Below are 14,255 nucleotides of genomic sequence, written 5' to 3'. Positions count from 1 at the left end.
CGCATCGAAGGGACGCGGATCGGTCGTCGCGACGATGGGGCTTTTCATGGTGGTCTCCATCGGCGCCGCCGTCGAGCGCAGCTCGACGGGCCCATCCCCGCCCATCCCCGCCGGTGCGCTCTGCCAGCCCACCGCCACCGCCGTGGCCAGCGCGCCCAGCGCTGAGATCAGACGCAGATTGGCAACCCTTGACGGCTCGGCGGTCACCTGCCGGAGTGTACAAGTCGAGTGCGCGCGATCACAGTCAAAAATGAACTACTTCTAAACCAGCACCACCGCGCGGCGGAAGAGGCCGCGCCAAGGCCGGCGGTAGGTCGTCGCACTGGACGCGGTTTCGGCATCACGACCTTGCGTGGCGAAGCCGTGGTCGTTGGCGTCATTGCGGTGATCGTGGGTCAATCGTCGAATAGATTTGGCGGCCATAGCCTTTGGAAGGCGACCTGCCAATTCACGCCTGCGATGACCGATGAGCACTGAAATTGGCGACGACGCCGTCTCTTTCGGTGCACACCGAGGTGGTCTGGCCTTATCGTCACGCTGACGGTGCCGCGGGCTCGGTGACGGGCAGCAAGGCGGCTGCAGCCGAAGTTCCGCGGACAGGTCGATTGGCTCCGGCTGGTTTCATAGCTGTGCTCGGCTGAACCCGTGGGGATCAGACGCCGACGATAGTCAGGAGGTCATCGAGCCCTCGGAAGTCATCGACGTTGCGCGTGTAGAGCGGAAGGTTAGCGGCCACTGCGGTGGCGGCGATCAACAGATCCACGGCTCGGGGGCCACGTGCCTTGCGCCCCGCCGCGACGATCGCGGCGTAGATGCGTCCGTAGGCCCTCGCCGAGTCGCCATCGAACGGCAGAGGATCAAAGCTGGCCTCGGCACGTTGTAGGCGATCTTGACGTCGTGCTCGCTCGTCAGCCTCGGCCGTCGCGTGAGGGCCGGCGGCAAGCTCAGCCATGGTAAGGGCGCTGGTAGCGAGTTCGATTGGGAGCTGCTCGGCGTCGATGTGATCCAGATCGATCACGACCGAGGTGTCAATGAGCCCCTGTGGCGGACGAGGAGCCTCAGCCACGAGGCGTGATCTCCTGGCTGGCGGCCCGATCTAGATCCGCCCGGAACCGGTCGAACCCCACCCGCGGAGCGCCCCTGAACGCGGCGACAGCCGCCTCGGCGCTGATGAATCGGTTCCGGCGCAGCGGGGAAAGCTCGCCGACCAAGATTCCATTCCTGGTCACGACGAACGACTCGCCCTGGTCAAGCTGGCGCATTATCTCGCCGCTGTTATTGCGCAACTCCCGCTGAGTGATCTGTTTGGCCATACCGGAGTGTAGCACACGTGCTACGCAGCCCATGCATGGTGGCGGCCATCTCGACGGCAGGTAGGCGTGGCATGGGCAACGGCGGGGCCGGCGTAGGTGGGCCGGCGTAGCGACGTGCCTGGACTTAGCCCCGCCCAGTGTGAGCCTCTGTGTCGCGTTGACGTGTCAGCTTCCACGGTTGATCCGACTATAGTACGGTTATATCAACTAAAGTACGCTTAGACCAACTATAATACGCTTAACGTTGGGTGATCGCATGGAGGCTCCGATGCAGTTGAACCGACCTTTCGCCACAGTGACCCCGACCCTCGATGGCGATGTGTTGACAATCTTGGCGACGCACAATGCCGCATTCACGACCGGCCAGATCCATCGAATCCTGGATGGCTTCTCCGAGGAAGGGATACGCAAGGTCCTCGCGAGGCTCGTCCTCCAGGGCGTGGTTCTGGCCGATCGAGTGGGTAACGCGTTTGTCTATCGACTCAACTCCGAGCATCTTGCGGCAGAGCCGATCAAAGCACTAGCGCGGCTGACAAGCACATTCTTTTCTCGCCTTGAGCAACGCCTCGACGGCTGGGATCAACCGCCGGCATACGCGGCGGTTTTTGGATCCGCGGCGACGGGCCGGATGACGCTGCACAGCGACGTCGACATCTTCTTGGTACGTGGTAGGGATGCGACAGAGAGCATTTGGTCACGCCGTGTCGGCGAGCTCACGACCGCGGTGACTGAATGGACAGGCAACGATGCGCGCGTTGTCGAGTTCACGATCGACGAGCTGCGTCGTTCGGGTACCGAGCCCATGGTCCGCGATGTCGTAGAACACGGCCTCACCGTGGCCGGTTCACGAGCGTGGTTAGTTAAGCAACTCCGAGCGATTCCGAAGAAAGATCGAGCATGATGACCAGGCGCACGAGGCAGTGCTCCGAAGCCGTCCGGGTGGGCCGGCTGAAGAAGGCGACCGAGTTCCACGATGCCGCTGTGCTCATCGAAGACGACGCGCCGAACGCGGCGGTAGATCTATTCGTTGACGCCGGTATCGCTGCTGCAGACGCCATATGTTGTTGTCGACTGGGCGTGTACTCCGCCGGCGAGAGTCACAATGAGGCGATCGCCTTGTTGGAAAAGGCGGAGCGTGACGTAGCAAGGCACCTCCAAACCCTGCTGAACCTGAAGTCCAAAGTCGCATACTCCCACCAACCGGTGACCACGGACGATCGCAAGAAGGCCGGTCGGGCGGCCTCGAAATTGGTCGAGGTCGCCCGCCGCGTCGCACAGCCTGAGACCCGCCAAGGCGGATGACCGCTCGCCTATGCTAGAACCCGTTTCAGTTTCGGCGTGAAGGGACGCGGCGTGCAGCTATCTTTCGACAACCGGACGTACCTGGTGACCGGTGGTGGCAGCGGGATCGGCAAAGGGGTCGCCGCCGGGCTGGTGGCGTCCGGCGCGTCCGTCATGATCGTCGGCCGCAGCCCCGATCGGCTGGCGGCGGCCGTCAAGGAGATCGAGGTGCCCAAGGCCGACGGCTCGATCCGGTATGAGCCCGCCGACATCACCAACGAGGAGGAGGCCGCCCGCGCGGTCGACGCCGCCACGGCCTGGCACGGCCGGCTCCACGGCGTGGTGCATTGCGCGGGCGGGTCGGAGACCATCGGCCCGATCACCCAGATCGACTCGGAGGCCTGGCGTCGCACGGTCGACCTGAACGTCAACGGCACCATGTACGTGCTCAAGCACGCCGCCCGCGAGCTGGTGCGCGGCGGCGGCGGATCGTTCGTCGGGATCTCCTCGATCGCGGCCAGCAACACCCACCGGTGGTTCGGCGCCTACGGCGTCACCAAGTCGGCCGTCGACCACATGATGCAGCTCGCCGCCGACGAACTCGGCCCCTCCTGGGTCCGGGTCAACAGCATCCGTCCGGGCCTGATCCGCACGGATCTGGTCGTGCCCATCACGCAGTCACCCGAGCTGAGCGCGGACTACCGGCAGTGCACGCCGCTGCCGCGGGTGGGCGAGGTCGAGGACGTCGCCAACCTGGCGATGTTCTTGCTGTCCGACGCGGCTAGCTGGATCACCGGGCAGTGCATCAACGTCGACGGCGGCCACATCCTGCGCCGCGGCCCGGACTTCTCGGCGATGCTGGAACCGGTGTTCGGCGCCGAGGGATTACGCGGAGTGGTCTGAGCTTCCGGCGTCCCGGGCGGAGAGGGTGGCGAGGGCCGACCAGTCCAGGTGCCCGCCGCCGGTCGCCACCAGGGTGAGGAAGCGGTCGCGCAGCAGGCTGGCCACCGGCAGCGGCACCTGAAGCTGCTCGCCGGCCGCGAGCACCAGCCGGACGTCCTTGAGGCCCAGGCTCGCCGCGAAGCCGGCCGGCTCGAACTCCTGGCGCGCGATCAGCCCGCCGTAGGTCTGATAGGCCGGCGCGGCGAACAACGTCGACGTGAGGATGTCGACGTACTGCTGCCTGTCGACACCGGCCTTGGACACCAGCGCCACGGCCTCGGCGATCGTTTCGATCGCCGACGCGAGCAGGAAGTTGCCGCTCAGCTTCACCAGGTTGGCGGTGTGCGGCTGCTCCGACACCACAAAGGTGCGCTGGCCGATCTCGTCGAACAGTTGCGACAACGGCTGCAGCACCTCCGGGGCGCCCGCCGCGATCACGAAAAGCTTTGCGGCAGTGGCTGCTTCGGGCCTGCCGAACACCGGCGCGGCGGCGTAGCGTTGGCCGGCTTCGGCGTGCGCCGCGGCAAGGCGCTGCGACAGCGCGACGCTGATGGTGCTCGACGACACGTGCGTGGCCCCCGCGGGCAGCGAGGCCGCGATCCCGTCCGGGCCGAGCGCGACGGCCTCCACGGCCCGGTCGTCGGCCAGCATGGTGAACACCACCTCGGCCCGGCACGCCTGCGCCACGGTGCGCGCCGCGGTCGCGCCGCGCTGCACGAGGGCCTGCGCCTTGTCGGGGGAGCGGTTGTACACGGTGACGCGGTGACCCGCTTTCATCAGGTTCGCGGCCATGCCCTGGCCCATATTTCCCAGGCCGATGAATCCGATGTCCATGCCATACACTCTGCCTTCTATGAAGCGACTCGAGGGCAGGCGGATCCTGGTGACCGGCGCCGCGTCGGGGATCGGCCAGGCGACCGCGCTGCGGTTGCTCGACGAGGGCGCCGCCGTGGTGGCCTCCGACGTCGCCGAGGACGGCCTGGCCCGGACCAAGGCACTGGCGGATGAGGCCGCGACCGCCGACCGCCTCACCACCATGGCGATGGACGTGGCCGACGAGGAGTCGGTGATCGACGGCGTCCGCCGGGCCGTCCAGATCCTCGGCGGCCTGGATTCGCTGGTCAACGCGGCCGGTATCCTGCGCGCCGCGCACACGCACGAGACCAGCCTCGAACTGTGGAATCGGATCGTCGGCATCAACCTGACCGGGACCTTCCTCGTGGTCCGCGAGGCGCTCGGTGCCCTGCTGGCGAATCCGCGCAGCGCGATCGTGAACTTCAGCTCGACGTCGGCGTCGTTCGCCCATCCATACATGGCGGCCTACGCGGCGAGCAAGGGCGGAATCCAGGCCTTCACGCATTCGTTGGCACTCGAATACGCCAAACAGGGACTGCGCGCGGCGTGCGTGGCGCCGGGCAGCATCAAGTCCGGAATCACCGATGCCACCGGGGGATACATTCCCGAAGACGCTGACTGGTCACTGTTCCCCAGGCTCATGCCCATCCTGCCCACCACTGTCGAATCCAGCGGGGCGGGAATGGCCGAGCCCAGTGCGATCGCCGGCGTCATCGCCATGCTGGTGTCCGAAGACGGCGCCTGGATCACCGGCACCGAAATCCGCATCGACGGCGGCACGCACGCCTGAGTCGACTCGCTGCGGGCCTCACGTGGCACGGCGAGAAAAGCGGGCCGGGACGGTTCCGCTTGTGCAGGCTATGTCGGGTTGGGATTTCGCCAGTCGGCGAAGCGGATGTCGCCACTCGGATCGGCGGCGTCGCGCTCGAGTTCTTCGATGTAGCCCGGCTGGTTCCTGAGCGCGTCCTCTAGGGCAGTACGCACGACGGCCGGAGTGAGGGTGACAGTGCCATCCGGGCTGGTGGTGACCAGATAGACGCTATGTTGCGCGGCCTTAGGGAGTGTGATTCGCCGACGGCTGTCAACTTCGATTAGCTCCATGGGTTCGCTCCCTTGACGCGGGTTCATTCCCGCGATTTTCATCCGCTGCAGCTCCACTATAGGTTTCCAACACCCTATCGGTCCAATGGGTAAAATGGGTGTCGGGGTATCGGGGAAATCGGGTGTTAGGCTGAGGGGTCATTCGGCATCGAAAGGCGCCCTCCTTGCCTCTTTCCTTCGCACCGGTTGCAGCGGACCGCTGGCGGTCCCTGGCCGGCAGCACGCACCACTACGAACGAGCGGTTCGCGCGGCCATTACCCCGATTCTGGAAGATCTCGATGCGCATCCTGAGTTGCACCGAGTCGGGGCCAGCCAGTTCCGGACAACGCCGACTACCTGGGCGCGCACCGTGGACGTCGGCGAAGGGGCGAGTTGGATGGTTGTCTGGACGACCGGCGAGACTGCCGGTGATATTCGGATTCTGCGCATCGAACCCGCTCCGTCCATGAGTTGAGATCCCTGCGGGAGTAACGGAAGCCTTAGGCGCGTCGCCGGCTTTGCCGAGGCTCAACGCCTAGTTGACGCACGGTACCCCGCCGCCGTCGATCGGTTTCCCCTGATCGGGCGTCGGGTAGGTAGTGGCGGCGCCGTTGTAGTAGTACGTGTTCGACTTGCTGGTCGTCGTGTCGTCCATCGTGGTGTCGTCCTGGACGGGCATCGAGAAGTTGGTGTCCACGGTCACGCGGATGTGCCCGGGCTGCACGGCGGCGTTGGGCTGCTTGGGCGCATCGAGCCCGAGCAGGGTTGCCACGTTACGCGCGTCGGTCTCCGCGCCGGCGCCGTACGCGATGGTGGTGGCGGTCGGTTCACCCGAATTGCGGTCGCGCACTTGACCCGCGGTGTAGCCGCGCTTCTTCAGGGCGCGGGACACCTCGGTGGCGAGCCCGCTCATGCTGCCGGCATTAATCACGTCGACGACGGTTGACGGGTTGGGTTTGGCGGCGGTGGTGGCGGCCGTGGTCGACGCCTGTGGCGCGCCGATCGCCTCGGCCACCTCGGCCTTGATCGCCGCCGGGTCGATGATGTTCACGTCCTGGCCGTCGATGTTGTCGTAGCGCACGACGGGCAGCGTCCGGAATTCGACGTTGCCGCTGGAGAACAGCGTGCCCAGGCGCTGAATCAGTTCCTCGTCCCAGCCGGACGACAGGACCACATCCTTGCGCGCCACCGCCATCAGGCTCTTGAGCTTGTCGATGTTGGTGAAGGTGCCCGAGGCCTGCAGCTCCTGCATGACCGACGAGATGAACGCCTGCTGCCGGTGGGTGCGGTCCAGGTCCCCGTTTTCCAGGCCGTGCCGCTGCCGAACGAACGAAAGCGCTTGGGAGGCATCCAGTCTCTGCCGCCCGGCCGGGAAGTCGGCGCCCGAATACGAGTCGTAGACAGCGTGATTCAGGCAGACGTCCACGCCGCCCAGCGATTGGGCCAAGTCGTAGAAACCGGCCAAGTTGACCTCGGCGAAATAGTCGATCGGAACGCCGGTGAGGCTGCGCACCGCGCGCAGGGTCGCCGCCCGGCCCGCCTCCCGGCCCTTCGTCTCGAGTTCCTTCTGGCTGTAGGTGCCCTGATTGGCGAGCTTGTTGGCGACGTATTGCTTGGTAAGTCCGTACGCCTCTTTGATTTTGATGTGGTTGTATCCGGGGACCCCGCTGAACGCCACCCAGTCGTCGCGGGGAATGGAGAAGGCGACGACCTTGTTGTCGGCGCCGATGTGCACCAGGATCAGCGTGTTGGTGTTGTAGCCGCCGTCGTCGGAATCGCCGGCGTGCAAGTGCTTGAGGATCGACCACGGCAGGTCGTTGCCGTCCTGGTCTTTGCGCGAGTCGAGCCCGATGAGCAAGATGTTCATGTTGTCCCCGCTGGAGCGCGGGTCCTCCGGGGACAGCGCGTCGGAGACCGTGATGCCGCCGAGCGCGCCGTGGGCCACGTAGTACCCGGCCCCGGTCATCAGCACGGCCCCCACCGACACCAGCGCCATCAAGCCCCGCGCCAGTCCCCTGCGAAGGCGCGACGGCGGGGCGGCGGCGCGGTGGCGATGATAGGCACCGCCGGAGGGTGCCATCAAAGTCCTCGCGCTTTCACCAGCGCACCACCCATCACCGCAACGGCGGTTTGCGGTGATGTCGCTTGCAGCATGCCGTCAAGTATGCGTGAGCTTGCTGTGATCCCCCCAATTCAGCGGGTGGATGTAACGAGGCTCACCCGCGCGGAGCGGGGCGCATTTCACCGGGCCGGCCCGGCTCCTACCAGCGTTTTTGGCCACAATTGCGGCGCGTGCTGTCGGGGATAGCGAGCCCAACTTGTCACCGAACCGATGCCATCCCGCGGCACCTGGCGGCTTCAGGCGGGTCTGAGCTGCCAGCCGTTCGTATCGGGCCTCGGTGATGCGTCATGGGGGCCGTGCCGTGGTCAGTGGGCGTCAGCTCGATCGCGCGCCGGCGGCACGCGGGACCGGGAGGCAACCGGATGGTTTTCGGAGTGGCCTGGCCGCACTCCAGGTATTTAAAACGGAAACTATTTCCAACGTATGCCATCCTGCAAACGCCGTTTCGTCCTCGCGGGCCGCTGACGGTCCACGTTGCTTTCCCATCGAAGTTGGTTGTGCGGCAGTGTGTTTCGGGGCCGGGAGCCCTACTCGCGGGTAATTTCGCGTTGAAATTTGCTATCCGTCCTGCGTGTTCGCTAGCTCGCCGCCGCATAGGCAGTGATCAGCGCCGCAGTCAGAATCGTTACGTTGCTGGCCGCGGAAGTCATGGAACGGCTTTATTGAATTGTTCCAAGCCGCACCAGATTCCGAGCCTGTTTCGGGTACCGTGCAGCCCACGTCAGATCGACGCCAGTTGCGATTATTGGAGGGCGGCGGAAATCGTCCGTGCATTGTGCCTTCCGATTGCCCGCGACCTAGATGACTCCTTCCCCGACCTGAAAACCGTTAAGGCATGACTCCACAGCGGCTAGAGCCGCAGCATCGACGCGAACAGCTGCTTGATACCGGAGCTGCGCTGTTCGCGGAGAAGTCATATGAAGATGTGATGATGGAGGATGTCGCTCTCCACGCAGGTGTGTCGAGGGGAACGCTGTATCGCTACTACCCGAACAAGCGCGACTTCTACGTAGCGATATTCAAGCGAGCTGGTAACCGGTTGCTGACACGCGCCAGCCCTGATCCGCGGTTACCGCTCGCAGAACAGCTTGCTAGCGGACTTGAGGCCTACATCCAATATTTTGTCGATCACCCGTTTGAAGCGATCGCGATCAACCGCGGCGCATTGTCGGATGACCCGTCAATCCAGGCGATCGTCACCGAAGAGCTGAACGCGGTCGGCCAACGCCTGATCGACGAACTCGTCGCGGAGGGACGTCTGCGCGATGTCACCGAGGTCGCCGTAGAGGGTTGGTTGGCGTTCGTTCGTGCGGCCTGCGTGAAATGGGTTCAGTTACAGAAGATTTCGCGGGCAGACCTCACCGAGGTGTGCCTACGCGCGTTCGGCTGCGCTCTTGAGTTCTCTGAGAAGCCGCGTACGCGGTCGGATGTATGCAATTTGTGACCTCCGTTGGTTATTCCCCTTGACTTCTTCATCATCACGCGCTCTAGAGGGAGAGAGGCACGTATGGCCGCACGCAGCACCCGCCGCGCCCGCATCGCGGAGGCCATCCGACGCGATATCCTGGCGGCAGGACGCGAAATCTTTTCCCAGCAAGCCTATTCCGAGGCCACAATTACGGAAATATGCTACGAAGCCGGCGTCACCCGTGGAGTCCTGCAACATCAGTTCGGTAGCAAGCTGGGTCTATTTGTTGCCGTATTCGAAAGCCTCCAACACGACGCGTCCGTCCAGATAAGCAAAGCCATCGACCAGCACCAAGACCCGCGGGAACAAGCACGCGCCGGCGTCGCCGCATTCTTAGACGCATGCACCCAACCCGCATACCAGACCGTTGTGCTCAAGGAAGGCCCCGCGGCTATGGGCTGGGAACGCTGGCGAGAACGCGTCGCGCATTGCTACGCCGACCTGGTACGAGCATTTGTCGACATGCTCGCACCCGCCGGACAGGATGAGTACGCGTCGGCCATCCTCACGGCAACTATGCGCGGCGTCTTGACTGAATTGTCCTTTCAAATCGCACAATCCAGCGATCAAGCCTTGGCCCGCGACCACGGACTGCTCATTGTGAGCTGCATTTTGAATTGCTTTCGCGCGACATCTCCCGACAGTGCTTCGCCTGAACCGATCCGTGTCGGTATCGGCCAACTGCGCGCCGGTGCCAGCAGATATCTGGACCGCGTAGCGGCCGGCGAAACCATCGATGTGCTCCGTCGCGGCCGCGTCGTCGTAAGCCTGCAGTCCACGCGCTGACCAACTCGACGCGGCGAGTGGCAACCGGCAACAGCGGAACCGCCAACGTTGGCGTTTCGTCCAAGGCAGCGCCGGGTTTATGCTGCGCAGGTCGGCGCGGCTTCGCCCTGCTTGGTGGGCGCTCGGTAGCATGTGTTGCACGGTTGAGTGCCTAGTGGGATGAGGGGAACGAGACCATGGCCCGTGCGGATCTCCTCTTGGCGCTCGTTCAGTCCGGCGCTGGTGGTGACGACTTGGCTTTTCGTCGAGCCGCGGAGGCGTTGATCGCAGAAGAAGAGAACAAGAAGCACAACGTGCTCGCACTCGGTCGAAATCGAACTCTGGTATCGCCGAACTCCTTCGGTGCGCGACAAGAGTCAACACGAAGTCACTGCTCTGGTCGAACAGGCCGGAGGCCGCGTCACCACGGTACGCGGATGGCTGCGCCCGCAACGAGGCCGTGGTTCTGTTCCTTGGATCAATCGGAGCGGCCGAAGAGCAGGAATTATTGTTTCCCCTACCCGACGGACTCAACGTCCGTGAGACCAAACGGATCGAGGCGACCCTTGCCTGGCTTTCGCCGGTCAACTGGCGTTATCGCCAATACCGTTGCGCGGCAATATCTTTTGCCAGCCCCGCTGGAGCGATTCCGAGACTTGGTGCTCCGTCTGGTCATCCAGCGGCAGTGACCACTCGTGGGGCTGCGACCGTACAGCATCAGCTCTGGGAGATGGAAAAGGCATTCGCTTCCGGGCGGGGATCGGACATGAGTGTCCGCGTGAAGTGTTACGGGCAGGCCGGTGGCTTGTCTGGTCGCAGAGTCGATTACGCGGTCGCGGTGTCGCTGTGGGTCGCCCCGGATATCAATGTCGATGTCTATAACCAGGTTCGAGAACAAATCAGGGGGCGCGTCGCGATCCGTCCCCAATAGCGCGAATGCGCCTCTGAATCGCGCCTGGCGGCTGGCAATCGTTATGATGGGAACCGATTCGAAGGTCCTGCCCTCACCAGGTCCTCGCCGGACGCGTAATACCAGCGAATGTTCGAGCCCGTAACGATTTCGGCGAGGTACACGCCGACCGGTTCTACCTCGTAGTAATAGTGGACGTTGCCCTGCGGGTCGACCGCCGTGGCGCACGAAAGGCTTGGGGCGCCGCACCGTTGCTTCACCGGTATCGCAAGCACGGCGATGAACAGCACGACCGCGATCGCCACCGTCAGCGGCAGGCCGCCCCATCCGCGATGAGTCTGCGCGGGATGCGTCACGTTGGCAGTCTAAGCGCTCACTCCGACGCGACGGCGAACCAAAAGAGGTGTCGCCGACCAAGTCCCGGATAGGTAACGCCGCGTGCCACGGGGCGCTCGGTTGACGCCAGGAATCGGCGTGAACCCTCGCTGATCGCACCCATTCTGGTTACGTAGGCCAATGCTTGTCGACGGCAGTAGGGTCTTCTAGCTATGGCCACTGTCAACACGGACGCGCCGTCGCCGCACACCCGGGTCGAGGTGCTGGGCAACATCGGGCCCAACTGGTTCGCCGCGGTGATGGGCACCGGCATCGTTGCCACCGCGGGCGCCACGCTGCCCGTCCACATCGTGGGGCTGCGGGCGTTCGCCCAAGTGGTCTGGGTGATCGCGGCGGTGCTGCTGACAGCGTTGATCGTCCTGGTGGGCGGTCACTGGTTGCGCCACCCCACCGTGGCGCGCACTCACGCGCGTAATCCGCAGATGGCCCATTTCTACGGTGCGGCGCCCATGGCGCTGCTGACGGTCGGCGGGGGAGCGGTGCTCGTCGGTTCGGACCTGATCGGTGAACGCGTCGCCGTCGACCTCGACTGGGCGCTGTGGGCGGGCGGCACGCTCGGCGGGTTGTTCACCGCGATCAGCATCCCGTTTCTCATGTTCACCCAGCACGACGTCGAGCCGGACGCGGCGTTCGGCGGATGGTTGATGCCGGTCGTTCCGCCCATGGTGTCGGCCGCGACGGGCGCGTTGCTGCTTCCGCACATGGCGGCGGGGGCCGGGCGTGAGACCATGCTGTACGGCTGCTACGCGATGTTCGGGCTGTCGCTGATCGCCTCGTTGAACATCATCGCGATGATCTGGTCCCGGCTGGTGCTGTTCGGTACCTCCGGCACCGCACGCGTGCCCACCCTCTGGATCGTGCTCGGCCCGCTCGGTCAATCCATCACTGCGGCAGGGCTTCTCGGGGCGACCGCGCCGCTTGCCGTCAAGCCGGACGTGGCCGAGGAAATGGACGCGTTCGCGATCCTCTACGGGGTTCCGGTGTGGGGGTTCGCGATGCTGTGGATCGCGCTGGCCACCTCACTCACGGTGCGGACGCTGCGGCAGGGCATGCCGTTCGCCCTCACCTGGTGGAGTCTGACCTTCCCGGTGGGCACCTTCGTCACGGGCACCGCGCAGCTCGCCGCGCACACGCATCTGCCGGCGTTCAAGGCGACCGCGGCCATCGCCTACGCCGGTCTGCTGTTCACCTGGTTTCTGGTGGCCGCCCGCACAGCGCGGGGAAGCCTGCGGGGCAATCTGCTCAAGCTGGCGCCCAGCAGCGCACCCGTCAAGGCCAGCAAGCAGCGCCTCTCCTAGTCGGGCCGCGCCGAAGAAGGCCCGTCCGGCACCGTTGTGACATCCGGAAGCGGCGGGTCGGTCCGGCGGATCACCGAATTGTTCGGAGCGGACTAATACCCCACGGAAGCGCCGGGAGATTGCGAGATCGTCTTACTATCTCCTGATGACGAGCGCACCTGAAACGTTTTCGACCCGGGGGACCGGCGGCGTTCGCATCGTCGCCGACCGGCTGGGCGATCCCCAAGCGCGCGCCGTGGTGTTTCTGCACGGTGGCGGGCAGACCCGCCGCTCCTGGGCCAAGGCCGCGGCGGCCGTGGCCAACCGCGGCTGGCAGGCCGTCACCATCGACCTGCGCGGCCACGGGGAATCCGACTGGTCCAGCGAGGGCGACTATCGCGTGGTCAGCTTCGCCGCCGACGTGCAAGAGGTGCTGCGCACCCTGCCGTCGCAGCCGGTGCTGGTCGGCGCGTCCCTGGGTGGCTTCACCTCGATGCTGCTGGAAGGCGAGCTCTCACCGGGCACCGCCAGCGCCGTCGTCCTGGTCGACATCGTGCCCAACATGGAGCAGTCCGGGGCGAACCGCATCCACGATTTCATGTCCGACCGGGTGGAGTCCGGGTTCGCCTCACTCGAGGAGGTGGCGGACGCCATCGCCGAATACAACCCGCACCGGCCCCGGCCCACCGACCTCGACGGACTGACCACCAACCTGCGCCGCCGCGGCGATCGCTGGTACTGGCACTGGGATCCGCAGTTCATCAGCGGCACCGCGCCGTACCCCCCGTTCGAGGTCACCGACGCCGATCGCATGCACGCCGCCGTCGACGCGATACTGCGTAATGGCGTGCCGATGCTGCTGATTCGGGGTCAGGTGAGCGACCTGGTCAGCCAGGAGCGCGCCGACGAGTTCCTCGCGCGCTTCCCCCAGGTCGAGTTCACCGACGTGCGCGGCGCGGGACACATGGTCGCCGGCGACCGCAACGACATCTTTGCCGAGGCGGTCCTGGGTTTCCTTGCCCGGCACGTGGATGCCGGCTGACGGGATATTCGCTCACTGCCTGAACAGTTTTCGCTTTCGCGATAACCCCACGGCCAACGACGCCGAGCCGAACCCAGCTGCTGCTGTTAGCATGCTGCCCTACCAAGAAGAGAGGCGGCGTGAGGTTGCGTTGGTTGCGAGGGTCGGGGGCGATCGCCGCCGTGGTCATTGCCGCGACGGTGCTGGCGCCCCCCGTGCTGGCCAACCCGGGGGTGGCGCCGGGCGCCAAGGTCGAGGACGAAAACAGCTCGTGCACAGCGGGCTTCGCGGCCCAAGGAGATGACGGCAGCTATTACCTCATGACCAGCGGGCACTGCGACCATCACGACGATTCGGTATGGACCTACGGGGACGTCCCGCTCGGCAGGATCACGGCCAGCGAGCAGGAGGGCGATACGAGGGACGCCGCGATCATCCATCTCGATCCGAGCGTCGGCGCGCCCGACGGTCACGTCGGCGGTAAGTATCCGGTCCGGGACGTGTTGAGCGCGAATCAGATTCAGGTCGGCATGCCGTTCTGCAAGATCGGCGCGGTCACCGGCGAGACGTGTGGGAAAGTCAAGGACGTGCAGAACGACGTCGTCGAGACCAGCGTGTACAGCCTCAACGGCGACAGCGGCAGTCCCGGCTTCGTGAAAAACCCGGACGGCACCGTCAGCGCCGTGGGCCTGCTGATGTCTTCGCCCGACGGTGACGACTACACGACGTACTTCGCGCTGGTTAACCCCCCGCTCGGCAGATGGGGCCTGCGCGTCCTGCCCTGACCCGCCGGGCGCGTGAGAACAAACGTTTGCAAATGGTAA

The 14,255-nt window shown here is 65.2% G+C and carries 18 protein-coding genes and 1 pseudogene; 11 read left to right on the top strand and 8 right to left on the bottom strand.

What is annotated here, in order from left to right:
* From BN4348_RS51985 to BN4348_RS51975, 4 genes and pseudogenes are all read right to left on the bottom strand, one after another.
* A pseudogene (locus BN4348_RS51985) lies at window positions 1-207 on the bottom strand (hypothetical protein); the annotation flags it as partial.
* Window positions 208-261: 54 nt separating this feature from the next.
* Window positions 262-399 carry a hypothetical protein gene (locus BN4348_RS60870; RefSeq protein ID WP_157900978.1) on the bottom strand — a complete coding sequence of 46 codons (138 nt, stop codon included), beginning with the start codon at window positions 397-399 and terminating at the stop codon, window positions 262-264.
* Window positions 400-652: 253 nt separating this feature from the next.
* Window positions 653-1,066 carry a type II toxin-antitoxin system VapC family toxin gene (locus BN4348_RS51980; protein ID WP_066916213.1) on the bottom strand — a complete coding sequence of 138 codons (414 nt, stop codon included), beginning with the start codon at window positions 1,064-1,066 and terminating at the stop codon, window positions 653-655.
* The gene (locus tag BN4348_RS51975) at window positions 1,059-1,313 is read right to left on the bottom strand and encodes a type II toxin-antitoxin system Phd/YefM family antitoxin (protein ID WP_066916240.1); all 255 of its coding nucleotides are present in this window, start codon (window positions 1,311-1,313) and stop codon (window positions 1,059-1,061) included. The genes BN4348_RS51980 and BN4348_RS51975 overlap by 8 nt, the downstream gene beginning before the upstream one ends.
* A 268-nt stretch (window positions 1,314-1,581) precedes the next feature.
* On the opposite strand from BN4348_RS51975, the gene BN4348_RS51970 reads away from it, so the two are divergent.
* The 3 genes from BN4348_RS51970 to BN4348_RS51960 are packed head-to-tail and all read left to right on the top strand — an operon-like array spanning window position 1,582 to window position 3,497.
* Window positions 1,582-2,214, top strand: a complete 633-nt coding sequence (locus tag BN4348_RS51970; RefSeq protein WP_066916238.1) for a nucleotidyltransferase domain-containing protein — start codon at window positions 1,582-1,584, stop codon at window positions 2,212-2,214.
* On the top strand, window positions 2,214-2,615 hold the full coding sequence (locus BN4348_RS51965; RefSeq protein ID WP_066916236.1) for a hypothetical protein: 402 nt from the start codon (window positions 2,214-2,216) through the stop codon (window positions 2,613-2,615). The genes BN4348_RS51970 and BN4348_RS51965 overlap by 1 nt, the downstream gene beginning before the upstream one ends.
* 51 nt (window positions 2,616-2,666) lie before the next feature.
* Window positions 2,667-3,497: an SDR family oxidoreductase gene (locus tag BN4348_RS51960; protein WP_066916234.1), complete on the top strand. Its 831-nt coding sequence runs from the start codon at window positions 2,667-2,669 to the stop codon at window positions 3,495-3,497.
* On the opposite strand, the gene BN4348_RS51955 is transcribed toward BN4348_RS51960, so the two are convergent.
* A complete protein-coding gene (locus BN4348_RS51955; RefSeq protein ID WP_066916211.1) occupies window positions 3,480-4,370 on the bottom strand; it encodes an NAD(P)-dependent oxidoreductase in 891 nt (296 codons plus the stop codon). The two genes, BN4348_RS51960 and BN4348_RS51955, sit on opposite strands and share 18 nt — an antisense overlap.
* Window positions 4,371-4,389: 19 nt before the next feature.
* Between BN4348_RS51955 and BN4348_RS51950 the strand changes: the two genes are divergently transcribed.
* Entirely contained in the window at window positions 4,390-5,181 is a 792-nt protein-coding gene (locus BN4348_RS51950) for an SDR family NAD(P)-dependent oxidoreductase (protein ID WP_066916209.1), read from the top strand.
* A 68-nt stretch (window positions 5,182-5,249) separates the two neighbouring features.
* On the opposite strand, the gene BN4348_RS51945 is transcribed toward BN4348_RS51950, so the two are convergent.
* Window positions 5,250-5,534, bottom strand: a complete 285-nt coding sequence (locus tag BN4348_RS51945; RefSeq protein ID WP_142308749.1) for a hypothetical protein — start codon at window positions 5,532-5,534, stop codon at window positions 5,250-5,252.
* Window positions 5,535-5,656: 122 nt separating this feature from the next.
* On the opposite strand from BN4348_RS51945, the gene BN4348_RS59710 reads away from it, so the two are divergent.
* Window positions 5,657-5,947, top strand: coding sequence for a hypothetical protein (locus tag BN4348_RS59710; RefSeq protein ID WP_142308748.1), 291 nt, complete (start codon window positions 5,657-5,659; stop codon window positions 5,945-5,947).
* A gap of 60 nt (window positions 5,948-6,007) precedes the next feature.
* Here BN4348_RS59710 and BN4348_RS51940 read toward each other — a convergent pair whose 3' ends face one another.
* Window positions 6,008-7,552: an LCP family protein gene (locus BN4348_RS51940; RefSeq protein ID WP_077101339.1), complete on the bottom strand. Its 1,545-nt coding sequence runs from the start codon at window positions 7,550-7,552 to the stop codon at window positions 6,008-6,010.
* An 877-nt stretch (window positions 7,553-8,429) separates the two neighbouring features.
* Between BN4348_RS51940 and BN4348_RS51935 the strand changes: the two genes are divergently transcribed.
* The 3 genes from BN4348_RS51935 to BN4348_RS60155 all read left to right on the top strand — a co-directional run bounded on the left by BN4348_RS51935 (window position 8,430) and on the right by BN4348_RS60155 (window position 10,758).
* Window positions 8,430-9,038 carry a TetR/AcrR family transcriptional regulator gene (locus BN4348_RS51935; RefSeq protein ID WP_066916203.1) on the top strand — a complete coding sequence of 203 codons (609 nt, stop codon included), beginning with the start codon at window positions 8,430-8,432 and terminating at the stop codon, window positions 9,036-9,038.
* A 63-nt stretch (window positions 9,039-9,101) separates the two neighbouring features.
* Window positions 9,102-9,848 carry a TetR family transcriptional regulator gene (locus BN4348_RS51930; RefSeq protein ID WP_066916201.1) on the top strand — a complete coding sequence of 249 codons (747 nt, stop codon included), beginning with the start codon at window positions 9,102-9,104 and terminating at the stop codon, window positions 9,846-9,848.
* A 439-nt stretch (window positions 9,849-10,287) separates the two neighbouring features.
* Window positions 10,288-10,758 (top strand): hypothetical protein, encoded by a 471-nt coding sequence (locus tag BN4348_RS60155; RefSeq protein WP_160040549.1) that lies wholly within the window; start codon window positions 10,288-10,290, stop codon window positions 10,756-10,758.
* A gap of 41 nt (window positions 10,759-10,799) precedes the next feature.
* On the opposite strand, the gene BN4348_RS51920 is transcribed toward BN4348_RS60155, so the two are convergent.
* Window positions 10,800-11,093: a hypothetical protein gene (locus tag BN4348_RS51920; RefSeq protein WP_235852802.1), complete on the bottom strand. Its 294-nt coding sequence runs from the start codon at window positions 11,091-11,093 to the stop codon at window positions 10,800-10,802.
* A 192-nt stretch (window positions 11,094-11,285) separates the two neighbouring features.
* Between BN4348_RS51920 and BN4348_RS51915 the strand changes: the two genes are divergently transcribed.
* From BN4348_RS51915 to BN4348_RS51905, 3 genes are all read left to right on the top strand, one after another.
* Complete coding sequence (locus BN4348_RS51915; protein ID WP_066916199.1) at window positions 11,286-12,431, top strand: TDT family transporter; 1,146 nt, start codon at window positions 11,286-11,288, stop codon at window positions 12,429-12,431.
* Between the two features lie 145 nt (window positions 12,432-12,576).
* Window positions 12,577-13,452, top strand: a complete 876-nt coding sequence (locus BN4348_RS51910) for an alpha/beta fold hydrolase (RefSeq protein ID WP_211145758.1) — start codon at window positions 12,577-12,579, stop codon at window positions 13,450-13,452.
* Window positions 13,453-13,571: 119 nt separating this feature from the next.
* Window positions 13,572-14,216 (top strand): S1 family peptidase, encoded by a 645-nt coding sequence (locus BN4348_RS51905; RefSeq protein ID WP_066916197.1) that lies wholly within the window; start codon window positions 13,572-13,574, stop codon window positions 14,214-14,216.
* The last annotated feature ends 39 nt before the right edge of the window (window positions 14,217-14,255 follow it).

Origin of the sequence: Mycobacterium interjectum (assembly GCF_900078675.2) — a bacterium.
Taxonomy (GTDB): domain Bacteria; phylum Actinomycetota; class Actinomycetes; order Mycobacteriales; family Mycobacteriaceae; genus Mycobacterium; species Mycobacterium interjectum.
This window is presented reverse-complemented; position numbering and strand designations above follow the sequence as displayed.